The 23,947-nt window shown below is 65.9% G+C and carries 23 protein-coding genes and 1 tRNA gene; 15 read left to right on the forward strand and 9 right to left on the reverse strand.

The genetic code is table 11. The features are described 5' to 3' along the window. The first annotated feature begins 161 nt into the window (after positions 1-161). Genes I8N54_RS10010 through I8N54_RS10020 form a run of 3 tightly spaced genes read left to right on the forward strand, consistent with a single transcriptional unit; the run spans position 162 to position 3,633 of the window. Entirely contained in the window at positions 162-1,148 is a 987-nt protein-coding gene (locus I8N54_RS10010) for a TAXI family TRAP transporter solute-binding subunit (protein WP_140192703.1), read from the forward strand. Positions 1,149-1,198: 50 nt separating this feature from the next. After that, positions 1,199-1,630 carry a DUF1850 domain-containing protein gene (locus tag I8N54_RS10015; protein WP_231592363.1) on the forward strand — a complete coding sequence of 144 codons (432 nt, stop codon included), beginning with the start codon at positions 1,199-1,201 and terminating at the stop codon, positions 1,628-1,630. Beyond that, positions 1,627-3,633, forward strand: coding sequence for a TRAP transporter permease (locus I8N54_RS10020; protein ID WP_140192702.1), 2,007 nt, complete (start codon positions 1,627-1,629; stop codon positions 3,631-3,633). Before I8N54_RS10015 ends, I8N54_RS10020 begins: the two co-directional genes overlap by 4 nt. Here the strand turns inward: I8N54_RS10020 and I8N54_RS10025 are convergent. From I8N54_RS10025 to I8N54_RS10040, 4 genes are read right to left on the reverse strand one after another with little or no spacing between them, the layout of a single operon-like run. Beyond that, the gene (locus tag I8N54_RS10025; protein ID WP_140192701.1) at positions 3,630-4,559 is read right to left on the reverse strand and encodes an SDR family oxidoreductase; all 930 of its coding nucleotides are present in this window, start codon (positions 4,557-4,559) and stop codon (positions 3,630-3,632) included. The two genes, I8N54_RS10020 and I8N54_RS10025, sit on opposite strands and share 4 nt — an antisense overlap. Further along, complete coding sequence (locus tag I8N54_RS10030) at positions 4,559-5,212, reverse strand: class I SAM-dependent methyltransferase (protein WP_140192700.1); 654 nt, start codon at positions 5,210-5,212, stop codon at positions 4,559-4,561. Before I8N54_RS10030 ends, I8N54_RS10025 begins: the two co-directional genes overlap by 1 nt. An 11-nt stretch (positions 5,213-5,223) precedes the next feature. Next, positions 5,224-7,542 carry a xanthine dehydrogenase family protein molybdopterin-binding subunit gene (locus I8N54_RS10035; RefSeq protein WP_140192699.1) on the reverse strand — a complete coding sequence of 773 codons (2,319 nt, stop codon included), beginning with the start codon at positions 7,540-7,542 and terminating at the stop codon, positions 5,224-5,226. Positions 7,543-7,551: 9 nt separating this feature from the next. Next, positions 7,552-8,013, reverse strand: coding sequence for a (2Fe-2S)-binding protein (locus I8N54_RS10040; RefSeq protein ID WP_197097427.1), 462 nt, complete (start codon positions 8,011-8,013; stop codon positions 7,552-7,554). A gap of 277 nt (positions 8,014-8,290) precedes the next feature. Here I8N54_RS10040 and I8N54_RS10045 point away from each other — a divergent pair, with 277 nt between their 5' ends. Both I8N54_RS10045 and I8N54_RS20190 read left to right on the forward strand, forming a co-directional pair. After that, positions 8,291-9,016 carry a response regulator gene (locus I8N54_RS10045; protein ID WP_140192698.1) on the forward strand — a complete coding sequence of 242 codons (726 nt, stop codon included), beginning with the start codon at positions 8,291-8,293 and terminating at the stop codon, positions 9,014-9,016. After that, positions 9,013-10,425: an ATP-binding protein gene (locus I8N54_RS20190; RefSeq protein WP_140192697.1), complete on the forward strand. Its 1,413-nt coding sequence runs from the start codon at positions 9,013-9,015 to the stop codon at positions 10,423-10,425. The genes I8N54_RS10045 and I8N54_RS20190 overlap by 4 nt, the downstream gene beginning before the upstream one ends. Positions 10,426-10,566: 141 nt before the next feature. Here the strand turns inward: I8N54_RS20190 and I8N54_RS10055 are convergent. From I8N54_RS10055 to lon, 3 genes are all read right to left on the reverse strand, one after another. Further along, positions 10,567-10,641: transfer RNA gene (locus I8N54_RS10055), tRNA-Val, on the reverse strand. A 14-nt stretch (positions 10,642-10,655) separates the two neighbouring features. Then, the gene (locus tag I8N54_RS10060; protein ID WP_140192696.1) at positions 10,656-11,081 is read right to left on the reverse strand and encodes an HU family DNA-binding protein; all 426 of its coding nucleotides are present in this window, start codon (positions 11,079-11,081) and stop codon (positions 10,656-10,658) included. A 192-nt stretch (positions 11,082-11,273) separates the two neighbouring features. Continuing rightward, positions 11,274-13,688, reverse strand: a complete 2,415-nt coding sequence (lon, locus tag I8N54_RS10065) for an endopeptidase La (protein WP_140192695.1) — start codon at positions 13,686-13,688, stop codon at positions 11,274-11,276. 279 nt (positions 13,689-13,967) lie between these two features. Here lon and I8N54_RS10070 point away from each other — a divergent pair, with 279 nt between their 5' ends. After that, positions 13,968-14,822: a hypothetical protein gene (locus tag I8N54_RS10070; RefSeq protein WP_140192694.1), complete on the forward strand. Its 855-nt coding sequence runs from the start codon at positions 13,968-13,970 to the stop codon at positions 14,820-14,822. 14 nt (positions 14,823-14,836) lie between these two features. Here I8N54_RS10070 and tgt read toward each other — a convergent pair whose 3' ends face one another. After that, complete coding sequence (gene tgt / locus I8N54_RS10075) at positions 14,837-15,961, reverse strand: tRNA guanosine(34) transglycosylase Tgt (protein WP_140192693.1); 1,125 nt, start codon at positions 15,959-15,961, stop codon at positions 14,837-14,839. A gap of 73 nt (positions 15,962-16,034) precedes the next feature. Further along, positions 16,035-16,958, reverse strand: a complete 924-nt coding sequence (locus I8N54_RS10080) for a hypothetical protein (RefSeq protein ID WP_140192692.1) — start codon at positions 16,956-16,958, stop codon at positions 16,035-16,037. A gap of 63 nt (positions 16,959-17,021) precedes the next feature. Between I8N54_RS10080 and rimK the strand changes: the two genes are divergently transcribed. The 9 genes from rimK to I8N54_RS10125 all read left to right on the forward strand — a co-directional run bounded on the left by rimK (position 17,022) and on the right by I8N54_RS10125 (position 23,874). Next, on the forward strand, positions 17,022-18,440 hold the full coding sequence (gene rimK, locus I8N54_RS10085; RefSeq protein ID WP_140192691.1) for a 30S ribosomal protein S6--L-glutamate ligase: 1,419 nt from the start codon (positions 17,022-17,024) through the stop codon (positions 18,438-18,440). Between the two features lie 64 nt (positions 18,441-18,504). After that, positions 18,505-18,840, forward strand: a complete 336-nt coding sequence (locus I8N54_RS10090; protein ID WP_140192690.1) for an ArsR/SmtB family transcription factor — start codon at positions 18,505-18,507, stop codon at positions 18,838-18,840. A gap of 12 nt (positions 18,841-18,852) precedes the next feature. Continuing rightward, the gene (locus tag I8N54_RS10095; RefSeq protein WP_197097426.1) at positions 18,853-19,017 is read left to right on the forward strand and encodes a low molecular weight phosphatase family protein; all 165 of its coding nucleotides are present in this window, start codon (positions 18,853-18,855) and stop codon (positions 19,015-19,017) included. A gap of 55 nt (positions 19,018-19,072) precedes the next feature. Continuing rightward, the gene (locus I8N54_RS10100) at positions 19,073-19,750 is read left to right on the forward strand and encodes an MIP/aquaporin family protein (protein ID WP_140192689.1); all 678 of its coding nucleotides are present in this window, start codon (positions 19,073-19,075) and stop codon (positions 19,748-19,750) included. Next, complete coding sequence (gene arsC, locus I8N54_RS10105; protein ID WP_140192688.1) at positions 19,747-20,169, forward strand: arsenate reductase (glutaredoxin); 423 nt, start codon at positions 19,747-19,749, stop codon at positions 20,167-20,169. The genes I8N54_RS10100 and arsC overlap by 4 nt, the downstream gene beginning before the upstream one ends. A 64-nt stretch (positions 20,170-20,233) precedes the next feature. Continuing rightward, positions 20,234-20,596 (forward strand): SUF system Fe-S cluster assembly protein, encoded by a 363-nt coding sequence (locus tag I8N54_RS10110; protein WP_140192687.1) that lies wholly within the window; start codon positions 20,234-20,236, stop codon positions 20,594-20,596. A 36-nt stretch (positions 20,597-20,632) separates the two neighbouring features. Continuing rightward, a complete protein-coding gene (locus I8N54_RS10115; protein WP_140192686.1) occupies positions 20,633-22,297 on the forward strand; it encodes a mechanosensitive ion channel family protein in 1,665 nt (554 codons plus the stop codon). A 261-nt stretch (positions 22,298-22,558) separates the two neighbouring features. After that, positions 22,559-23,203, forward strand: a complete 645-nt coding sequence (locus tag I8N54_RS10120; RefSeq protein WP_140192685.1) for a hypothetical protein — start codon at positions 22,559-22,561, stop codon at positions 23,201-23,203. Beyond that, entirely contained in the window at positions 23,200-23,874 is a 675-nt protein-coding gene (locus tag I8N54_RS10125) for a DUF3307 domain-containing protein (protein WP_140192684.1), read from the forward strand. Before I8N54_RS10120 ends, I8N54_RS10125 begins: the two co-directional genes overlap by 4 nt. Positions 23,875-23,947: the final 73 nt, after the last annotated feature.

A 23,947-nucleotide genomic window follows, 5' to 3' on the forward strand; every position in this document is an offset into this window, starting at 1 on the left:
CTGGCGGAACATCCGCCTCGGTCGTGGCGGCTCATTGCGATGAAACTTTAGCCGCTAGTCGGATAAAGGCTGACGCGCCGCCCTTGAGTCCGTAGTTTTTTCGCATTCTCGAAAGGGAGTCGGGAAGACTATGGGCATTTGCCCGACAAGGGAGGACAACCATGACCAAGACCGTGAACCGCAGGACCTTCGGCCTGCTCGGAACCGCCGTTGCTGTGGCCGTGAGCTTTGGCGCGCCTGCGATGGCGCAGAGCCAACTCTCCATCGCGACGGGTGGCACCGGTGGCGTTTACTACCCGATGGGGGGTGGCCTGGCCGAGATCATCAACAACCATATCGACGGCTACTCGGCGACGGCCGAAGTCACCGGGGCCTCTGTCGAAAACATGGGTCTGATCGCGACAGGTGACGCGGACCTCGCCATCGGCCTGGCCGATACGGTCGCGCAGGCCTACTCCGGCACGGGCCGCTTCGAAGGTCAGCAACTTTCGATGGTCCGCGGCCTGTCGTCGCTCTACGCCAACATGGTGCAGATCGTGGCACTCGAAAGCTCCGGCATCACGTCGCTTGAGGATCTTCGCGGCAAGCGCGTGTCCATCGGCGCGCCGGGGTCCGGCACCGAGGTGAACACCAACGCGATCCTCGCCGCCAACGGCATCAGCTACGATGACATCGACGAGCAGCGCCTGAACTTCAACGAAACCGCCGACGCACTGTCGAACGGCGATATCGATGCCGGGTTCTGGTCCGTGGGTGCGCCCACCTCGTCGATCCTGAACCTTGCGACGACGCAGGACATCGTGATCATCGCCCTGACCGAAGCTGAACTCGAGGCCGCCATGGCCGAGGACTCGACCTTCGCCATGACCACCCTGCCGGGCGGCAGCTACACCGGCGTCGACGAAGACATCACGGTGCTGGGTATTCCCAACGTGCTCACTGTCTCTTCCGAGATGTCCGACGACCTCGCCTACGAGATCACGAAGGCGATGTACGAGAACATTGCCGAGCTTCAGGCGGTTCACCCGGCGGCGAACGAGACGACCGTCGAGTTCGCGCTGTCGGCAACGCCGGTTCCGCTGCACCCGGGCGCGATCCGCTACTACGAAGAGACCGGCGCCACCGTTCCGGACAATCTGCGTCCGTGATGGGTCGGGATCGGGACGGGGGAGGCAAAGCCCTCCCCCTCCTGTTTCTGTTGCTGCTGCCGGCCCCGGCTGGGGCGGATGCGCTGACGGCGACCCTGGAAGACGGCACGGAGATTGCCCGCTTCGAAGTTCCCGAGGGGGGCGAGTGGTGCGTGCTATGGAACCACTCGGTCAAGGGCTTTCCCGTTTCGGACTGTTACGAGAACCAGGCGGGCCGGATGGTCCTTGTCGACGCGCATCTTCCCGACTTCGCCGCCGGTCTGGATCACATTCCCGGACGCGGGCGGCAGGTGACGGATGGACAGGGCGGATATTTCATCCTCGACATCAACGAGCCGGTTCCGGGCAATGCCTATATTCTGCGGCCAGGTGCCGGTCCTGTAGACCACCGGCTGCAGGTCGGAGACTCGATCGTCTCGCTGTCTGCCGTGGCGCCGCGCCAAAGAGTGCGGATCGCGCTGAAAAGGACTGAGGACCAATGACTTCGACTCCGGACGATGCGCTTCATCCGATCGAGCAGCCGAGGATGGTGGTCCGTGCGATCGCGGTGATCGGGATCGCGCTCTCGCTCTTTCAGCTCTACACGGCGGGCGTGCAGCCCCTGGGGCTGTTCTTCCAGCGCCCCATCCACCTCGGCTTCGTGCTGGTCCTCTGCTTCCTGATCTACCCCGCCTTCGGGCGCCACCGCGCGCGGGGCGTTGCGGGTTGGATTATCGACGGCATCCTGATCGTGATGAGCATCGGCGCCGGCGCATGGGTGCCGCTGAACATCGATATCATCGCCAACCAGATCTTCCCGCGGACCATCGACATCGTCATGGGCGTCGCGACCATCATCGTGGTGCTGGAAGCCGCCCGGCGTGCCGTCGGCCTCGGCATGACGCTGATCGGCGTGTTTTTCCTGGTCTATGCCTTTGCCGGCAACCGGGGGGAGTTGCCCATCTTCGCCGACTGGATGCCCGGCATCCTGAATCACCGGGGCTATTCGCTCGACCGGGTGGCGAGCCAGATGACCCTTGGCGCTGAAGGTATCTTCGGGATTCCACTGGGCGTTGCTGCCACCTTCGTTTTCATCTTCGTCCTGTTCGGGGCTTTTCTGGAAGTCACTGGCGCGGGCAAGTTCTTCATCGACCTGGCCTACGCAGCCGCCGGCAAGCAGCGTGGCGGCCCGGCCAAGGCCGCCGTCATTGCCAGTGCCGGCATGGGCTCGATCTCCGGGTCTGCCATTGCAAACGTGGTGACGACCGGCGCCTTCACCATCCCGCTGATGAAGAAACTGGGATATCGCCCCGCCCAGGCCGGCGGGATCGAGGCCGCGGCCTCCACCGGCGGGCAGATCATGCCACCGCTCATGGGGGCCGGTGCCTTCCTGATGAGCGAATTCACCCGCATTCCCTATGTCGACATCGTCCTGATCTCGATTTTTCCGGCCGTGCTCTATTTCGGCACGGTCTACCTGCTGGTCCATATCGCGGCGGTCAAACAGGGGATGACGGGACTGGCCGCAGAGGACCTGCCCGACACGCGCAAGGTTCTGGCGGAAGGCTGGCATTTCCTGTTGCCGCTGGTCGCGCTGGTGGCGTTGCTGGTAGCCGGCTACTCGCCCATGCGTGTCGGCTTCTACGCGATCCTGTCCATCATCGCGGCCGCCTCCGCGCGGGCGCTCTGGACCTTCGCCGCCAGCGGGCCGACCGTCTCCGGCTTCGTGTCCCTGTGCAGGCGCGGCATTGTTCTGACGCTCGAGGCCCTGGAGCTTGGTGCGCGGAACGCCGTCGCGGTGTCCGTCGCCTGTGCGGTGGCCGGGATCATCGTCGGGGTCGTGGGCCTCACGGGGCTCGGGCTGAAGTTCTCGGCCATGATGATCGCCTTCTCCGGTGGCAACGTTGTACTGGCGCTGATCCTCGTTCTGCTGGCGAGCCTCGTTCTGGGCATGGGCCTGCCGGTGACGGCGGCCTACATCGTGCTGATCATCCTGGTCGGCCCCGCGCTGACCGAGGAATTCGGCATCCCGCTGCTGATCGCGCATCTCGTCGTGTTCTGGTATTCTCAGGACAGCAACGTGACCCCGCCCGTGGCGCTCGCCGGATTTGCCGGGGCCGCCATCGCGGGGTCGAAACCCATGGAGACAAGCGTTCAGGCATGGAAATATGCCAAGGGTCTCTACCTGATCCCGCTGTTCATGGTGTTCAACGAAGAGATCATCCTCGGTGGCCCCCTTCCGCTGGTTCTGTGGGGTGGTGCGCTTGCGATCCTCGGGCTCGTTGCCTTTGCCGCGGTGCTCGAAGGGTTCCTTTGGCGGCCCATGCCGATCTGGATGCGGCTGTTGCTGTTGCCGGGTGTGGTGGCGCTGTTCTGGCCCGGCCTGATCGTCGAAGCTGCCGGGTTCGTACTTGTCGCGGTCCTGCTGGGGATGAACTGGCTCCACGCCCGTCGGGAGAAGGACCTGCCCGGTGGCCCGCCTTGGGTTCAGAGCGCACTGGACTAGATCATCTCCGGGGCCTCGAACCGCACCTTCGTCAATTGCTCCGAAAGCCTCCACAGCTTCGCGGCGGCCTTCTCGTCCTGCGCGAGGCGCGGAACCTTCGCGGGTGCCGGATGTCCCCGCGTCTCGCGGAGGCGGTCGGGGCCGTAGTAGCCGCCCGGTTCAGCCGCGTCCGAGGTCGCAGCGTACAGGATCGGCAATGCACCCTGGGCCGCGGGTTGAAAGAGGAACGGCAAGTAGGTTCGGATGCGCCGGGTGATGCCCCTCTCGCCGGGGCCGTTCATCAGCAGATCGGTTCGCGAAACGCCGGGATGGGCACCGATGCTCCGGATACCCCAGCTCTCGGACCAGCTCCGCCGTTGCAGCTCGATCGCGAACATCAGGCAGGCGAGCTTGGACTGGCTGTAGACCGGCATCGGCTTGTAAGCCGTCTCGGCGTTGAGATCGTCGAAGTCGATCTTGCCCTGATGCACGGCGACACTGCTGAGGCTCACGACGCGGGCCCAGCTGCTTTTTCGCAGAAGCGGCAACAGATGCGCGGTCAGGGCAAAATGACCGAGGTAATTCGTGCCCAACTGCAACTCGAACCCGTCGCTTGTCTCGCGGCGGTCGGGGGGTGTCATCACGCCAGCGTTGTTCACAAGGATGTCGAGCCGTTCGAGCTCGGACTGCATCCTGTCACCGAAGGCTCTCACCGACGCGAGGCTGGCCAGATCGAGCTGCCCGAAGCGCACACGCGCGTTCGGCACCTCGGCCTGAAGCCGGTCGATCGACGCCCTGCCCTTCGTCGGATTGCGACCGGCGAGGATGACGTCTGCGCCGGCGCGGCATAGCTCAAGCGCCGTCTCGTACCCGATGCCACCGGTTCCGGTGACGATTGCCGTGCGGCCCCGCTGGGAGGGGATGTTCTCGGTGGTCCATTTGGTCATCATGCGTTCTCGTGAGTAAGGGATTTGGTCGCGGCTCGCCGTTGAAGCGGTCCGCGTCGGCTGATCCGATAGACGGAGGCAGGCGGCAGATTGCGCCAGGTGCCTCCGATGCGTCTGGCCTTCAAGCCGAGCCGGTCGAGGATGGGCCGTGGCACCGGACACATCGGTCCGTAGGTGAACTGGTAGACGTAACCGTCCGGGCGGAGGCAATCGAAGGCGTTCGCGAGGATGGCCAACACGCGCCTCGGCGGCATCGAAAGAAGGCCAAGCCCACTGATGACCGCGCCGGCTTTCTGCTCCGGGAAGAGCAGTTGCGGGACGATCCGCGCGGCGTCGGCGCGGACGATCCGCACCCCGGGAAAACGGTCACCGAGCAGTGCCGCGAACTCCGCGCCCAGCTCCACGAGGGTCAAGTCGGCCGGAGCAAGCCCCCGGTCGATCAGTGCCCGCGTGAAGACCCCGGTTCCCGGACCCAGTTCAAGCACTGGCGCGTGGTGGACGTCGATCTCTCGCGTGATCAGTCGCGCGAGCGCGGTACCGGAGGGTGAAATCGCGGCGACCTGCAGCGGGTCGGCCGCCCACGAGCGTAGGAACCGCCGGAGGTCGGACGCCCCTTCGATGTGGCCCCCGCAGGCGATGGACGTATTTTGCATCGCTGCGCCCCTCATGCCCGCTCGGCCGGCAGGACCGACCTGGTCCGGCGTTCGCCGATCGTCTCGGTCACCGCGAGCGGCAAGGACCGCAGCCGTCGCCCGGTGGCGGCGAAGATGGCGTTCGCGACAGCGGCGGCGGCGGGAACCACGCCCGGCTCACCAACGCCGCAGGGCGGCCCGTCACTTTCCACGATCGAAACCTCGATCCTGGGAGCATTGGCGATCCGCTGAACGGCGAAGTCGTGGAAGTTCGTCTCCGCAACCGCGCCGCCCTCGATGGTGATCCGGTTCATCAGGGCCGCCGTGACGCCATAGACGATGCCGCCCTCGATCTGCGCGACGACCTGGTCGGGGTTGATGGCAAGGCCTGCATCAAGGGCGCAGACCATCCGGTCGACGCGGACTTCGCCATCCGGTGACACCGTCACTTCGGCCACCTGAGCAACGACGCTGCGGTAACATTCCTCGATCGCGATGCCCCGGCCGCGACCCGGGGGTAGCGGGTCGCTCCAGCCTGCCATTTCGGCCACACGATCGAGAACGGCGAGGTGCCTTGGATTGTCCCTCAGCAGGTCGCGGCGATACGCAACCGGGTCAGCCCCCGCCGCATCGGCACATTCGTCGATGAAGCTTTCGGTGAAGAAGGTGTTGAAGGAGTACCCGTTGGACCGCCAGAAGTGGATCGGCAGGTGACTGGGAACGTTCTGGCTGCGCATGCGCCGGCTCGGAATCGCGTAATGGGCTTTCTCCAGTCCCTCGACCGAGAGGTAGTCGCCGTCCGGTCCGACAGTGACGGGCAAGTTGCGCCCGCTCATCGCGTTCATGATCGACTGGGTGGCAACCATCGCATCGTATCCCGATGGCAGCCCGTCGGGCCCCAATACGGCGCGGAGCCGGGCAGCGGCCTGACTGCGATACACGCCCCGTCCTATATCTTCTTCCCGAGACCAAAGCACTTTGACTGGCCGACCCGGATATCTGGCAGCGAGGCATGACGCTTCGGCGACGACGTCGAGATCGCTGCGACGTCCGAATGCCCCACCGGCCATGGTGATGTTCAGCGTAACCTCGTCCGGCCGGACGCCGGCCCAGCCCATGCCCCGCATCACGCCCATGCGCATGGTTGCCCGGTTCTGCGATGGTGCCCAGACCTCGGCCAGGTTGTTCTGGAGAACCGCCGTGGCGTTCATGGACTCCATGCAGGCATGCGTGACGTAGGGCACGTCATAGTCGGCCTCGACCAATCTGGCGTCCGGGGCGGCGAAGGCGGACTCGATGTCGCCCTCGTCGATGTGGTCATGCGGCGTGTCCGTCTCGAGGGCCGCGTACATCCGGTCCGCGAGACTGTCGCTGGTCTCGGACTCGTTGCCGGTTTCGGTCCACTCGATATCCAGCAGCCAGGCCGCCTGTTCGGCCTGCCACCAGGACCCGGCGACCACCGCGACGTGACGTCCGTCGATCACCGCGATGTCCAGCACGCCGTCGGCCGCACGCACTCGGCCCTCGTTGCGGATCACCGCGACCTCTGCGCCGAAGACCGGCGCATGACGGATCGAGGCATGAAGCATGTCGGGCAGCACGACGTCGATGCCGAACATCGCTTCACCCCGGACCTTGGCAGGTATGTCGATGCGAGGCTGAGACCGCCCGATGAGGCGCCACTCCTCCCGTGATTTCAGACGCGGCTCGTCTGGCGGCGTTAGCAGTGCGGCGTCCTGAGCGAGATCGCCGTAGGCGAGGCTGCGGCCGGACGCGGCGTGAATAACCATCCCGTCTTCGGTGGTCAGTTCACTGGCAGGGACATCCAGACGCTCCGCGGCTGCAGCGACGATCATCGCCCGTGCCGACGCACCGGCCACCCTCATCGGATGCCAGAGGCCCATGACCGAGCCGGAGGCGCCAGTCGCGATCATGCCCAGTTGCCCGAGCACGCGCCGGCCGAACCACGCGACCGGGCCGCTCGCTTCTTCGGGGCGCACTTGAAGCGCGTTGGTCCAGGCCGAGTAGGCGGGGTGTGCGTCGGTTGGAAAGACCACGCTGATCCGGTCGTCGAAAGGAATGTCGAGCTCTTCCGCGACCACCGTGGCGAGGCCGGTATGGATCCCCTGCCCCATCTCGGTCCGCGGCACGTTAATGACGACCGTGCCGTCGCGGTGGATCACGACGAAGGCGTTGAGGATCGCGTCGTCACCGTCGAGCCGCCCGCCGTGCAGGCCTTCGACATCGAGCGAGGCAAGGTAGCCGGTCGCGCCGACGGCCGCGACGAGGGCCGTCCCGCCCACTGCGGCGCCGGTCATCAGGAATGTGCGTCGGGATAGGATGCGGGGCATGTCTTGTCCTCAGTCTCGGGCCAGCATGGCGGCGCGGTGGATGGCGCGGCGGATGCGCGGATAGGTCCCGCAGCGACAAATGTTGGTAATCGCGTCGTCGATCTCCGCGTCCGTCGGGTCGGGATTGCGGCTGAGCAAGTCCGTGACCGCGATCATGAAGCCCGGCTGACAGTACCCGCACTGCGGAACCTGCTCCTCGATCCACGCCTGTTGAACGACCGAAAGGGCACCCTCCTCGCCCGCAAGACCTTCGACGGTCGTGATCGCGGCTCCCTCCACCATGTCGACCGGAACGACGCAGGCCGGTGTCGACACCCCGTCGATCAGCACACGGCAGGCGCCGCACTCTGCGACGCCACAGCCGTACTTGGGTCCGAGCAGGCCGAGGTCCTCCCGCAGCACCCAGAGCAGCGGCTTGCCCGGGTCAACAGAGACCTCGACGGGCCTGTCGTTCACGGTAAATGCGATCATGGAACCTCCTTGGGCGATGCGAGGACCGGCACAGGGCCGGCCGATATGGATGGCGAAGGAGAAGCGACGCAGCGCTCATCCGGCTTCGATGAACAACCTACGGAGCGTGCGTCGCAGGGCTGTGCCGGCCATGTCGCAAATTGTATCGTTTTGTATCGCCGCCCCGGCCGGATGCCTGCTTACGGCCCGGTCCGTTACAATCGGATACAATTTCGGACGCGCCTCACCGGGTGCTCTGCGCTAGAACCCGTTGCATCCAGAAGCCCGGGAGCCGGTCATGGCGCAACCGCACCACATTGCCGTCGTCGACGACCACCGCGAGATCCGCGATCTCGTGGGCAAGTACCTGCAGAAAGAGGGCTACCGCGTCAGTCTGGCCGAAAGCGGCTCGGCGCTGCGCCGGATCCTGGACACGGGGGCCCCGGATCTTGTGGTTCTGGACATCATGATGCCGGGTGAGGACGGGCTGACGATCTGTCGCGACCTGCGTGCGCGATCGGGTCCGGACGTCCCCGTCATCTTCCTGACCGCGCGATCCGACGAGATGGATCGCGTGCTCGGGCTGGAACTCGGGGCGGACGACTACCTCGTGAAGCCCTTTTCGTCGCGCGAGTTGCTCGCCCGGATCAAGGCGGTGCTCCGCCGGGTCCACACCCTGCCCCCGCAGCGCGCTGCCCGGCTGGCCGGTCACGTGCGCTTCGACCGCTGGATGCTCGACTTCGGCCGCCGCGAGTTGCAGGGCGACGACGGTGTGGGCGTGCCGCTCTCGACTGCGGAGTTCCGGCTGCTCAAGGTTCTGGTCGATCACCCGGGCCTGGTGCTAAGCCGCGACCAGTTGCTCGATCTCACCGTCGGCCGCGAGGCCGATCCGTTCGATCGGTCGATCGACAACCAGATCAGCCGGTTGCGGCGCAAGGTGGAGCGCGACCCGAAGAGCCCGACGATCATCCAGACCCACCGTGGCGGCGGCTACAGCTTCACGCCCGAGGTCTACCCGGCATGAGGCGCCTCACGCACCTCTGGCAATCGAGCCTGACCGCGCAGCTGCTGTCATGGATGCTGGTCGCCCTGTTCGTGTCCCAGGCCATCGCGCTGGCTCTGCTCTGGAACTATCTGCAGGCCGACCTGAGGACGTCCGCGCGAACGGAGATCGGCAATCGTGCCGCCGCCGTCGCCCGCCTGTTCGAGGCCGCGCCGCCGGAATTCCGGGGCGACCTGATCCGGATCAGCAGTACCATGAGTTCGCGGTTCTGGGTGTCCGAGGGCGATCCCCTGACGCTCGAGGCGTGGGTGCAGCGTGCCTTCGCGGAGTTCGAGATTCCCTTGAGCCAACTCCTGCAGGACGCCGATGGCGGACCCGACCTCGATCGCCTGACGCTGGACGCCGACCCGCATTATTTCCTGAAGGGGGCGGACTGGACGACGCCGTCCGCGGCACAGGGCGACCTGTCGGCCTCGGCGCGCCATATCGACTTCGCAAACCGCAACGGCGCCGGTGTGATCGTACCGCTGGAAACCGGACAGCTGCTCAACGCAGCTTACTACAAGGCGATACCGCCGTCGCTCTGGCAGACGCACCTTCCGGTGTCCCTCACGATCACGGCCATCCTGGTCTCCATGGTCGGTGTCCTGACCATTCGCCGTCTGGCGCGCCCATTGAGAGACCTCACGAAAGCCGCAGAGACTCTGGGACGCGGAGAGGCTGTCGCACCTCTCGCCGAACGCGGTCCAGAGGACATCCGCCGCATGACCATCGCGTTCAACAGCATGCAAGAACGCCTTCACCGCTTCGTTGCCGACCGGACGAGGATGCTCGGCGCCATCGGCCACGACCTCAGGACACCCCTGACAACGCTGAGGCTGCGCGCCGAACTGGTCGAAGATGCCGAACTGCAGGAGAGGATGCTCGACACGATCAGCGAAATGCAGGTGATGACCGAATCCACCCTCTCCATCGCGCAGCAGGAGACGAACACGGAGCCTACGCGGTCGATAGACCTTTCCGCGCTGGTCGAAAGCGTCTGCGATGACCTCGCCGAACTGGGCCATCCGGTCCGTTTTCATCCGAGCGACCGGCTGACCTACCGCTGCCGGCCCGAGGGGCTGCGCCGCGTCATCCGCAACCTGGTAGAGAATGCCGTCCGTTATGCCGGTGCCGCAGAGGTCCGGCTGATCTCGGACCCGCGATCCGTCACCATCTTCGTGGATGACGACGGCCCCGGAATTCCGCTCGAGCTGTCGGAGGAGGTCTTCGCTCCGTTCTTCCGGCTCGAGGAATCCCGGTCGAGGGAAACCGGAGGCACGGGACTCGGCCTCTCCATCGCACGCGCGATCGCCAGGCAGCATGGCGGGGACATCCACCTGTCGCCCCGCGATCCCGGACTGCGCGCCGCGATCGTCCTGCCGACCTGACCTGTCGGTCGTCGGATGATCGGAGGTGGGGGCGTCTCGCGGCCCGCCCCGATCTTCTCGATCCCGGCAGCCTGAAACGAGGCGCACAGGTTCACCGAACCACAGCGCGCTTCGCAGGTGTCGACCAAGGTGTTGGTTTGATGGTGGGTGATGAGGGATTTGAACCCCCGACATCTTCGATGTGAACGAAGCGCTCTACCACTGAGCTAATCACCCGACAGGGCGGTCAATTAGCCGTCTTCGCCATCGTCCGCAAGGGGGCTTTCGCCACTGTCGTCAAGCGATGGTGCCGCTTCGACCATCGGCTTGGAGCGACGGATGCGGCAGATGAAGACCTTGGCGTTGGCGAGGTCTTTCTCGCGGTTGATCTTGACCTTGCCGAGCGGTGGCAGGTTCAGCTCCTCACCGCTCTCGATCGCATCGCCGAGGACGGCCAGCGCGGCTTCGACGGCCGGCTTCACATCGCGCTTCTTGCCACCCGACAGCTCCACCACGCGGTCGATGAAGTCCTTCTTCTTCAGCTCGGCCCCGACGACGACGGGCGTGTCCGACACCACCGTGGGCTTCGGAGCGGCGGCGGGTTTGCGCGTCGGAGTGGTCTTGGGGCCTGTCGTCTTGGCGGCGGTCGTGCGGGTCTTCGTGGTTTTCGTGGCCATGATCTGCCTGTCCCGTTTGGCTGCTTCGCTGCCCCGAGGTTACACGGGGCGTCTCGGGCAAGGCTACTCGCCATTTGGGGCCGAACGCAGACATAGCCCTGACATTCCTGCCGCAGTTCGCGTTGTTGCCATCAAGACAAGCAAAAAGGGCGCGCCCGGAGGCACGCCCTTTCCGAAATCGTCCTGATCCGCTCAGTGCGCGACGGCGCCGGCGCGTTCGTTGGCGCGACGCATCGCGGCGGCCTCGGCCTCTGCGGCGGCTTCGGCCTCCTCATCCCACTCGACCGGGTCGGGCTTGCGGGTGAGCGCGAGCTCCAGCACTTCGGACACGTGAGACACCGGGATGATCTCCAGCCCCGCTTTCACGTTGTCGGGGATATCCGGCAGGTCCTTCTCGTTCTCCTCGGGGATCAGCACCGTGGTGATGCCGCCACGAAGGGCCGCGAGCAGTTTCTCCTTCAAGCCGCCGATGGCGGAGGCGTTGCCGCGCAGCGTGACTTCGCCCGTCATGGCGATGTCCTTGCGGACAGGGATCTGCGTCAGGACCGACACGATGGCGGTAACCATTGCCAGACCCGCAGAGGGCCCGTCCTTCGGCGTCGCCCCGTCGGGCACGTGGACGTGGATGTCCCAGCCGTCGAAGCGCGGCGGCTTGACCCCGATCTGCGGCGCGATGGAGCGCACGTAGGACGAGGCTGCGTCGATCGACTCCTTCATCACGTCGCCGAGCTTGCCGGTCGTCTTCATCCGACCCTTGCCCGGCAGGCGCAGTGCCTCGATGTTGAGCAGCTCACCCCCGACCGAAGTGTAGGCCAGCCCGGTGACGACACCGACCTGATCCTCCTTCTCGGCGAGGCCGTAGCGGTGCCGGGGCACCCCGAGGAAGTCGTCGATATTGTCCGCCGTCACCTCGATGGTTTCGGCTTCCTTCTTGACGATCTTCGTCACGGCCTTGCGGGCGACCTTGGCGATCTCACGCTCCATGTTCCGCACGCCCGCTTCGCGGGTGTAGGTGCGCACGATGGCGGTCAGCGCGTCGTCGGCGACGGAGAATTCCTTCGGCTTGAGACCGTGGTTCTTCATCACCTTGGGCAGCAGGTGCTGCTTGCCGATCTCACGCTTCTCGTCCTCGGTGTAGCCGGCGAGCGAGATGATCTCCATCCGGTCCAGCAGCGGGCCCGGCATGTTGTAGGAGTTCGCCGTCGTCAGGAACATCACGTTGCTGAGGTCGTATTCCACTTCGAGATAGTGGTCCACGAAGGTCCCGTTCTGCTCCGGGTCGAGCACCTCCAGCATCGCCGAAGCCGGATCGCCACGGAAGTCCTGCCCCATCTTGTCGATCTCGTCGAGCAGGATGAGCGGGTTCGTGGTCTTCGCCTTCTTCAGCGCCTGAATGATCTTGCCAGGCATGGAGCCGATGTAGGTCCGGCGGTGGCCGCGGATCTCGGATTCGTCACGCACGCCGCCGAGCGAAATGCGGATGAACTCGCGTCCCGTTGCCTTGGCGACCGACTTGCCGAGGGAGGTCTTGCCGACGCCCGGAGGACCGACGAGGCACATGATCGGCCCCTTCAGCTTCTTCGAGCGCTGCTGGACCGCGAGATATTCGACGATCCGCTCCTTCACCTTGTCGAGGCCGTAGTGATCCTGGTCGAGGATGTCCTCGGCGCGGCCGAGATCCTTCTTCACGCGGGACTTGTTGCCCCAAGGGATCGACAGCATCCAGTCGAGGTAATTGCGCACGACCGTCGCCTCGGCCGACATCGGGCTCATGTTCTTGAGCTTCTTGATCTCGGCTTCGGCCTTCTCTTTGGCCTCTTTCGAGAACTTGGTGTTGGCGACCTTCTCTTCCAGCTCGGCGATCTCGTTGGCGCCATCGTCGCCATCGCCCAGCTCGCGCTGGATCGCCTTCATCTGTTCGTTCAGGTAATATTCACGCTGCGTCCGCTCCATCTGGGACTTCACGCGGGTCTTGATCTTCTTCTCGACCTGCAGGACCGACAGTTCGCCCTGCATCAGGCCATAGACCTTCTCAAGACGCTCGCTGACGGAGAGCGTCTCGAGCAGTTCCTGCTTTTGGGCGACTTCGATGCCGAGGTGACCGGCTACGAGGTCGGCAAGCTTCGCCGGCTCGGTCGCTTCGGACACGGCGGAGAGCGCCTCTTCGGGGATGTTCTTCTTCGCCTTGGCGTAACGCTCGAACTCGGCGGAGACGGAGCGGACGAGCGCGTTGATCGTCTCTTCGTCGCCATCGTTCTCTTCGAGATATTCGGCGTTCGCTTCGAAGAAGCGGTCGTTTTCGAGGAAATCTGTGATCCGCACGCGGGCGCGGCCTTCGACCAGCACCTTCACGGTGCCGTCGGGCAGTTTGAGAAGCTGCAGCACGTTGGCGAGAACGCCGGCGTTGTAGATGCCGTCGGCGGCCGGATCATCCTCGGTCGGGTCGATCTGGCTCGACAGCAGGATCTGCTTGTCGTCCTGCATTACTTCTTCGAGGGCGCGAACGGATTTTTCACGCCCGACGAAGAGCGGCACGATCATGTGGGGGAACACCACGATGTCGCGCAGCGGCAGGACCGGGTAGGATGTGCTGAGAGGCTCTTGCATGCTCGTGTCCTTGTTCTGGCAAGATGGCCCGGCCCCGACTTTCGGCAGCGCTGGCCATCCCCTGACTGGGAAAGAAACTTGGGGGCCTGTCCCACTTGTTTCAACCGTTGCAGGGCGTTTGAGGGAGAATGCCCGCCGCGTCGGATCACGGCAAGCCGGAAGTCCTGCAAATTGTGCCGGGCGCCCATTGCCACCGGCAAATGGCCCCGCCCCGGCCCCGACGGCGTCACAAAGACGTGTCACGACGTGGGCGGACAACCACGGCTTGGAGCGAGAGCCATGAACGGGCGCCACCTGCATCGGCGACTTACGGGACAGACACGGCGGCTGACGACCGTCGCCGTCTGCGCGATCCTCGCGACGTCGCTGCTCGTGGATGCGGCGCTGGCGCCGCTGCTGGCCGGACTGGCCGCGATCCTGTTCGGGAGCGCCCTTCTGCTGCTCTTTCCCGGACGGCGACAGCTGCTGGAGGTCGCCGGCCTCGGCGCCGTTCTGACCGCGCTGATGCCGGTCGAGCCGGCGCTGCTGCCCGGTCTCTTCCTGTTCTGGGGCGCCGTGGCACATGTCCTTCTCTACGGCAAATGGAGCGACCTGCCCTTCCTGCGGCTGAAGCTGGAGACCCGAGCCCACAGTCAGGTTTCCGAGCCGATGCCGCTGGTCTGGCGCTGGCTGGTGCCGGGCGCCGGTCATCCGGACGATCACTGGTCGGGCGCCCTGATGGATTTCGATTCCGACGACGACGATCACGAAACGCTCTACCTGCGCTTCCGGACGCCCGACGGGCTGTTCGAGGAGGCGACGTTGACCTTCATCGAGCAGGATCGCCCCCATCACTGCCGCTACATGCTGGAGCGGACGACGCGCTTCGGTCTGGAGGAGACGGAAGTCACCCATCACCTGACCGAGGTGAACGGCAAGACCGATGTGGAGACGCGCACGGTGCAGGCCGATCTGCCGCCCCGCATCGCGATCGCCCGCTGGTTCGACGACGTCCGCGGCGAGCGTCCCGACGACGGGGCATCCGTGCTGGAAGACCGCAGTTCATGGAGCGCGACCGGCCTCGGGCGCATCCGCGCCCGCTCCGGCAGCCAGCTCGGCGCGGAGGACGCGGGAGAAGCGACCGTCGTCGGCTGAACCGCCGCGCCGCGTCAGAGCGGTTCGATATCGCCTTCTGCCCGCTTGGCGTGGAAGGCCGCCTCGAAGCCTGCGAAGTCCCCGGCGGCAATCGCACTGCGCATCCCCGCCATCAGCTCCTGATAGTAATGTAGGTTGTGCCAGGTCAGTAGCATGCCCGAGATCATCTCTCCTGCCCGCATGACGTGATGCAGGTATGCGCGGGAGTAGTTGCGGCAGGCGGGACAGGTACAGTCCTCGTCGAGGGGGCGCGGATCGTCGGCGTGCCGGGCGTTCTTCAGGTTCACCTGCCCGCGCCGCGTCCACGCCTGACCGGTCCGGCCGGAGCGTGAGGGCAGCACACAGTCCATCATGTCGACGCCGCGCTTGACCGCGCCGACGAGGTCGTCGGGTTTGCCGACGCCCATCAGGTAGCGTGGTTTGTCGATCGGCAGCTGCCCCGGCGCGTAATCGAGGCAGGCGAACATCGCCTCCTGCCCCTCACCGACGGCCAGGCCCCCGATCGCGTAACCTTCGAAACCGATCGCGGCGAGCGCTTCGGCACTCTCCTCCCGCAGGTCCTGTTCCAGCCCGCCTTGCTGAATGCCGAACAGCGCATGGCCGGGACGGTCACCGAACGCCGCACGGGACCGTTCGGCCCACCGCATCGACAGGCGCATGCTCTCCTCGATCCGCTTGCGGTCGGCAGGCAGCGCGGGGCACTCGTCGAAGGCCATCACGATGTCCGAGCCGAGCAATCGCTGGATCTCCATCGACCGCTCCGGCGTGAGCTCGTGCTTGCTGCCGTCAACGTGCGACCGGAAGGTCACGCCCGTCTCGGTCAGCTTGCGCAGGTCGGCGAGGCTCATCACCTGGAAGCCGCCGGAATCCGTCAGGATCGGGCGATCCCAGTTCATGAACCTGTGCAGCCCACCAAGCCGGTCGATCCGCTCCGCACCGGGGCGGAGCATCAGGTGGTACGTGTTGCCGAGCAGGATGTCGGCGCCGGTCTCGCGCACGCTCTCGGGCATCATCGCCTTGACGGTCGCCGCGGTGCCGACCGGCATGAAGGCGGGCGTGCGGATGTCGCCACGCGGGGTGGAGATCGTGCCGGTGCGGGCGGCGCCATCGGTGGCGGACAGGGTGAAGCCGAATTTCATGCCGGGCGGTTACGCCCTCGCGACGCGCCGCGCAATCCCGACCGACATGGGCCGTCGATCCGCGCATCCGCACTCAGCCATGCCGGACCATCCGCACCTGCAGGCCCGACGTCGCGAACATCTCGCACGCCCGGGCAATGGCATCGTCGATCCACGCGGCTTCGTTGCCGAAGGCTCCACCGCCGATCCGGGTCAGGAACAGGGGCGCGCCGAGGTCGAGCGCGATGCGGAACGTCGCCTCGTAGGCGGCGTCGAGGACGAGGCGCGCCAGAGGCTCCCACTCCGTCGTCGCGTCGTCGGTGTAGGCGACCGGCACCGCGCTGCAATAGACCTGGTTCACCAGGTGGCCGGCACCGGGCAGCGTCACTTCGGTGGAGGCTTGCAGCCCGACGCGCAAACGTCCCATCAAAGCCTCGCGATCCTGCGCGATCAGGCGGGCCGCTCGCGCCAGCCCGCCGTCGAGCGGCAGCAGGTAGCCGTTGCGCATTTTCCAGCATCTGCCGCCGAGCGCGTCGTGAAGCTCCGCCGCCGCGTCGAGCTGGCGTTGCTGGGTCTGACCGCTCTGCCCGTCGAGCGGAACGAAGTAATTGCGAAACAGGGTCCCGGCTCCGCAGGCCATCGCGCAGGCCGGCCCCTGTGTCTGATCGGAGGCGTACCCGGCGATGCCATGTTCGGGCGTCACTTCAGGGCCGATCATCTCCAGCAGGTTGAACTGCGAGGCGACCTGGAACAGCGCCCCGGCGTTGGCGGGATTGCGGTGCAGGTCGACGACATCGGCCACGACTTCCCCGTAGTCCAGAGGACCTGCATCGCGGACAGGCTTGCGGCGGAGGTCGGCGAGAGAGGGCAGAGAGAGCGCCCCGACCCGTATCCGCCGGGCGTTGGCAGTGCAGAGGATCTCCTCTCCCACGGGCCAGACATTGCGGCGCACGGTGGCGGGATCGTCCCGTTCCAGCCCCGTCAGATCGCGAAACCACAACGTCGACTTGGTAACCATTGCAACCTTTCCACCACCGCCCGGCGTTGTTACCCAAGCGGCGAACAGCGGGAAAGGCCAGTCATGAGCGATACCACAGACGATTCCTTCATCCGTCTCGGCTGGGAGGAGTGGCTCGGTCTTCCCGATCTCGGCCTTCCGACCCTCAGGGCGAAGGTGGACACAGGCGCGAAGACTTCGGCCCTCCACGCTTTCGACATCGAGACGTTCGGATCGTCGCGCGCGCCGAAGGTGCGCTTCGCCGTGCATCCGCTTCCCGGCCAGGACCACCTCTCGATCCCCTGCTCGGCCACGCTGATCGACCGCCGCGAGGTGACGAGCAGCAACGGCGAGACGGAGATGCGCTATGTCATCCGCACGATGCTCGACGTCGGCGAAGACCAGCAATGGCCGATCGACATCACGCTGACCGACCGGGCGACGATGAACTCCCGGATGCTTCTCGGCCGGCAGGCGCTCCGCGAAGATTGCGTCGTGGTTCCGGCGGAGAAACTGCTCCGCCCCGAGCGCAGCTTCGACGTCTACACGGCCAAGAAGATCCGCCAGACCGCGCCGAACCGCGCGCTGCGTATCGCCGTCCTGTCGCGCGAGCCGAACAATTATTCGACCCGCCGACTGGTGGAGGAAGGCGATCGGCGCGGCCACACGGTCGAGGTCATCGACACGACGCGCTGCTACATGGCGATCAACAGCCTCGCACCGGAAGTGCATTACGATGGCAAGCGCCTGCCCCGATATGACGCGGTCATCCCCCGCATAGGCGCTTCGATCACCCCCTATGGCACCGCGGTCGTGCGCCAGTTCGAGACGCTCGGCACCTATTGCGTGAACGGCTCTGAAGGCATCACGGCCAGCCGCGACAAGTTGCACGCGCACCAGGTCCTCGCCCGGCACCGGATCGGCATGCCAACCACCGCCTTTGCCGCGTCGCCGAAGGACACCAATAACCTGATCGGCCTCGTCGGCACCGCGCCCCTGATCGTGAAGCTGCTCGAATCCACGCAGGGCAAAGGCGTCGTGATGGCCGAGACGAAGAAGGCGGCGGAATCCGTCATCGACGCCTTCCGGGGTTTGCGCGCCAACTTCCTCGTCCAGCAATTCGTCAAGGAAGCCGCCGGGGAGGACATCCGTTGCTTCGTGATCGCCGGCAAGGTCGTCGCCTCGATGCGGCGCAAGGCGGCGGGTGACGATTTCCGGTCGAACCTCCACCGGGGCGGGACCGCTGAATCCGTGCGGATCACCAAGGAAGAGCGCACCGCCGCTGTTCGCGCCGCGCGCGCCTTCGGACTAAACCTCGCCGGGGTTGACCTGCTCCGCTCCAACGACGGGCCGAAGATCCTCGAGGTGAACTCCTCCCCCGGTCTCGAGGGGATCGAGGGCGCGTCGAAGAAGAACCTCGCGGGGATGCTCTACGACCAGATCGAGCAGCAGGTCCGGCCCACGCCACTGAAGCAAAGCCGCGTATCGGGGGCGAAGGGCTGACAGGGCCCTTCGGACGACCACCCCGTGCTTGACCGGACGTCGACGTTTCGATATTTCGCGAAATATGGAAACGACAGACGCCTCCGATGCATTCTCCGCCCTCGGCCAGCCGATCCGGCTGGCAGTCCTTCGCCTGCTGATCCGGGCGGGGCATGACGGCATGACCGCCGGCGACATCGCCACCGCGCAGGACGCGCGGGCGAACACGATGTCGTCGCACCTCGCCACGCTCTCGGCCGCAGGGCTTGTCACGAGCGTCCGCGAGGGCCGGCACATCCGCTACCGGGCCGACATGGACCGGCTCGGCGGTCTGATCTCGTTTCTCGTCGAAGATTGCTGCGGCGGCCGTCCTGAACTCTGCCGGCCGGTCGTTGAATCCCTGTCTGCAAAGGCCTGCTGAGGAGGAGCCATCGTGGCCGCCGAAACGACCCCGACCATCAGGACCGTGGTGTCCCTGTGCACCGACAATTCCGCCCGTTCGATCATGGCGGAGGCGATCCTTCGCCGCGAGGGCGGCGATCGCGTCGTGGCCCTGTCCGACCGGTCGGGCGCGCCTGATACAAAGCCCGTCACATGATCGTCGTGCCGGTTTATCACCCAGGCGGGCAGCCGAAGGACCAAGGACGCCGCGCATGACAGGCTTCTCCCGCCGCCTTGCCTCGGAGGCTCTCGGCACCGGCCTGCTGGTGGCGACGGTCGTCGGCTCCGGCATCATGGCCGATCGCCTTACGGATGACGTCGCCGTCGCGCTGCTTGGCAACACGATCCCCACCGGGGCGATCCTGTTCGTGCTCATCACCGTGCTCGGCCCGATCTCCGGGGCGCACTTCAATCCCGCCGTGACGCTCGCCTTCGCCGCGCGCCGCGACGCGCCGTGGCGCGAAGTGGGCCCCTACATCGCCGCCCAGATCGCCGGGGGAATCGTGGGGAGCATTCTCGCCCACCTGATGTTCGAACTGCCCGCGCTGCAACTGTCGCAGACGGTCCGCACCGGCCCGTCGCAATGGCTGGCGGAAGTGGTGGCCACCTTCGGGCTGGTGCTCACCATCTTCGCCGGGATCCGCCACAGGGCCGAGGCGGTGCCGATGCTCGTCGGCCTCTACATCACCGCAGCTTACTGGTTCACCGCCTCGACCAGCTTCGCCAACCCCGCCGTCGCCATCGCGCGCGGCCTGTCCGACACGTTCGCCGGGATCCGCCCCGTCGACGTGCCCGCCTTCATACTCGCCCAGATCGCCGGCGCGCTGATCGCCACCGCGCTGTGCGGCTGGCTGCTTGGCCCGGCAGACCCCCAGGAGACCCCGACATGAGCGTCGTTATTCACCATAATCCCGACTGCGGCACCTCACGCAACGTGCTCGAGATCATCCGTAAGGCCGGCTACGAGCCGACGGTGATCGAATATCTGCAGACCGGCTGGACCCGGCCGCAGCTTCTGGCGCTGTTCGCCGCCGCCGCCCTGACGCCGCGCACCGCGCTGCGCACCTCGAAGAGCCCGGCGGAAGAGCTCGGCCTGCTCGACCCGGCGGTCGGAGATGACGCGCTGCTCGATGCGATGCTGGAGCATCCGGTGCTGGTGAACCGGCCGATCGTCTGCACGCCGAAGGGTGTGAAGCTCTGCCGTCCGTCCGAGGAGGTGCTCGACCTTCTCGACCGGTGGCCGCCCGGTCCGCTCGAAAAAGAGGACGGAAGCCTGATTCTCGACGCCAGCGGCAACCGCGTCGGCTGAGGTGGCCTTTACGCCTCCCCCGGATTTCCTATATGTTTCGTCGGAATAACCCGTTGGGGACCCCATGACCGAACAGTCACCGCCTCTCGAAGGCACGCCGCTCATCGCACCCTCCTCGACCGAGCATCCGCTCTACGATCAGATCGTGGAAGCCTGCCGGCAGGTCTACGACCCCGAAATCCCGGTCAATATCTATGACCTCGGTCTCGTCTACACGATCGAGATCGACGACGAGAACGCCGTTAAGGTCATCATGACACTCACCGCGCCGGGCTGTCCCGTCGCGGGCGAAATGCCCGGCTGGGTTGCCGGCGCGATCGAGCCGATCCCCGGCGTGAAGCAGGTCGATGTCGACCTGACGTGGGAGCCTCAGTGGGGCATGGACATGATGTCCGACGAGGCGCGGCTCGAACTCGGCTTCATGTAGTCGGGAACCCTTCCGCCGCGCTGCCGTTTAAAAGCGATGGCAGCGCGTCGTTTCATACTGTCCTTTCTGGCGATCTGCCTGTTTCTTCCCGTCGCGGCCCTGTCGCAGACGAGCGATGACGACGGCACCTTCTATGAGGTCGAGGCGCTGAACCCCGGCCTTGGCGAAGTGCCGGACGGTATCGACCGCGAAACTCCCCAATCGACGATGGAGAGCTTCCTTTTCTTTGCCGACAACGAGAATTGGGAAGCTGCGGCGCACCTGCTCGACCTGACCGCATGGCCCGAGGATGAGCAGGCCGAACTCGGTCCCAAGCTCGCGCGCGAACTGCATGTCGTGATCGACCGGAAGGTTGTGGTGAACTGGCACGCCCTGCCCGACCGGCCCGATGCGCTGAACCCGCAAGCGCCGAGCGAAAGCGCGATGGCGGGGATGCCGCGCAAGTCGCTGATGATCTGGATCATCGACGCCGGCAACCGTCCGGTGACGATCAATCTGAACCGCATCGCCGTCGGTGGCGAGAACCCCGTCTGGGTCTTCGGCCAGCAATCGGTGCAGAATATCCCTCAGCTGTACGACCTCTACGGTCCGTCGAAGCTCGAACAGAACATCCCCGAGGTCCTGAAGGGAGAGGCCTTCTGGTCGTTGCGCTGGTGGGAGGTCATCATCCTGCCGCTCGCGATCCTGTTCTCGATCGGGGTCGGGGTGATGTCTCACCGGCTGATGTCGCGGGGGATGCACCGGACGCTGCGTGACTCCGGGTCGTCCTCGTTCCTTGTGGCGTTCCGCGCGCCGGTGATCCTGGCGGTCGTGACCGGCGTTATGGCGACACTGACGCAGAACCTGTTCGTGTTCTCGGGGCGGATCGACACGCTGATTTCGCCGCTCGTGGTGATCGGCTTCACCGTCGCGGCCTGCTGGGCGCTGGTCAACGCGACGGACGTTGTGCTCGACCGGCTGATCCCGTTCGATGGCGGACAATTGTCCACTATCGGCGACGGGCAGGAGCGCAAGCGCGCCCTCGCCACCAAGATCGCCGCAGTGCGCCGGGCCGCGATCGTGGTGCTGGTGGTCTTCGGTGTCGGGCTGGTGCTTCAGGAAGCCAACCTGATGCAGACTCTCGGCTTCTCGATGGTCGCCTCCGCCGGTGTGCTGACGCTGATCCTCGCCTATGCGGCGCGGGACGTTCTGTCGAACATCATGTCGTCGCTCCAGATCGCGATGAACCAGTCGGCACGGATCGGCGATCGGGTCGTCTACAAGGACTATATCTGCGCGGTGGAGCGCATCAACTTCACCTATGTCCAGTTGCGGACATGGACGGGCAAGCGCCTCGTCGTGCCGGTGAACGAGTTCGTCTCGGAGACGTTCGAGAACTGGACGATGCAGGACCCGTTCCTGATCCGCGAGGTGAAACTGCAACTCGCCCATGACGCGGACGTGGAAGTCATGCGGAAGCATTACAATCGCATTCTCGACGTGTTGCAGGACGAGCTCGGTCCCGAGGAGGAGCGCGGCGTCTACGTCACCGACCATGACGTGTTCAGCCAGACGGTGACGTTCCTCGTCCCCTGCCCCAACCCGAACCAGGCTTGGGCGCTGTCCTGTGAAGTGCGCGAAAGGCTCCTCGCCGCCGCGCGTGAGGTCCATTCCGAGAGCAATCCGATCTTCCCGCAGGCCACCCCCGCAGAAGCCGCCTGAGCCGGTCTTCCGTTAGTGGACCGGCGTTGGTCAGCGGACTGACGTCGGAGGCGCGGCTGTTGTCGATCACCCGTTCGTTCAGGCTCGTCCGTCCGTTTCCGGTCACTGGTCCAGTTTCGGACCTCCGACAAGGACCGGATCAGTTGGCGCGAGCGCCCCGGTGCAGGCTTTGGAGACGCCTCGCACAGCATCAGCCTCTTTGCTTTATAGAAAGCAAGCTTTAGGTCTTGCTTTACTCATAGCAAAGGTTATTGTTTGCTCATGTCGATTGCAACCATATCCGCAGTCCTGACCGGCGACCTCGTCGCGTCGCGCACCGCCGGCAATGACCGAGTCGATGCCGCCATCGACGCCCTCAGCGCCGCCGCCATCGCATTCGGCGACGACCACCACACGGCCCTGCGCTTCACCCGCCATCGCGGGGACGGCTGGCAGGTCCACCTCTCCGATCCGTCGCTGATCCTGATCGCAGGCCTGTGGTTCCTCGCCCGGCTCAGGGCCGCGGACCTGGGCGTCGACACGCGAATCTCCATCGGCACGGGGCCGGTCGATTCGACCGGCACGCTCGACCTGTCCGATGCGAATGGGCCCGCTTTTCATCGCTCGGGCGACGGGCTGGACCAGATGCCGCGCCGACGGCGGCTCGTCATGGCAGGCGACGGGATCGGCCCGTGGCAGGACGCGGTCGCCGATCTCGCCGACGGTCTCTCCGTCGGCTGGACGGCGGCGCAAGCCGAAGCGGTGAGCCATGCGCTCTCCCCCCGTGGCACGACGCACGAAGCGATCGCCGCCCGGCTCGGGATCACCCGGCAGGCCGTGCAGTCGCGCCTTGCCGCCGCCGGCATGGCGCACCTTCAGGGCGCGCTGGACGCTTTCCGCGCGCACCACTACGGGGAGCCAACATGACCGATCTCCTCGTCACGCTGGCCCTCGCGCACTTCCTCGGCGATTTCGTGCTTCAGACCGCCCGCATGGCGGAGACGAAGCACCAGACGAAGGTGCTGCTGCTTCACATCGCGATCCACCTCGTGCTGGTCCTCGCACTCACCGGCGCGCCGCTGCTGGCGCTTCTCATCGCGGCGACGCACCTCGTCATCGACCGGATCAAGCTGATGCTGCCGGAGTCGCTGCTGACCTTCCTCGCCGATCAGGCGGCGCACCTTGCCGTCCTCGTCGCACTCGCGGCCTGGCGCTCCGATGCGGCGGTCTGGCACCTGCCCGACCCCGCCCTGGCGCTCGCCCTGACCCTGTCGGGCCTGATCGCGGCGACGCTCGCCGGCGGCCCGGCCGTGGGCTTGCTGATGAAACCCTATCAGGACGACGCGCAGGCCGACGGTCTGTTGCGCGCGGGCCGGATGATCGGCCTGCTGGAGCGGTCGCTGATCTACCTGCTGCTGACGACCGGACAGGCCGCCGGCATCGGCTTCCTGATCGCGGCCAAGTCGATCCTGCGTTTCGACACCGCAAACAAGGACCAGCGCGCCGGCGAATACGTCATCATCGGCACGCTGGCATCCTTCGGCTGGGCGATCGCCATCACGCAGGCGACGATGTGGCTTGGCGCGCACCTGCTCTGAGCCGCCCGGATCAACAGTCCCGGCGGCCCCTTGAGCCATCGCGCCCGAAGTCCTAGATTGCGGGTCAGGAAAG

Origin of the sequence: Pelagovum pacificum (genome assembly GCF_016134045.1) — a bacterium.
Lineage (GTDB): Bacteria > Pseudomonadota > Alphaproteobacteria > Rhodobacterales > Rhodobacteraceae > Oceanicola > Oceanicola pacificus_A.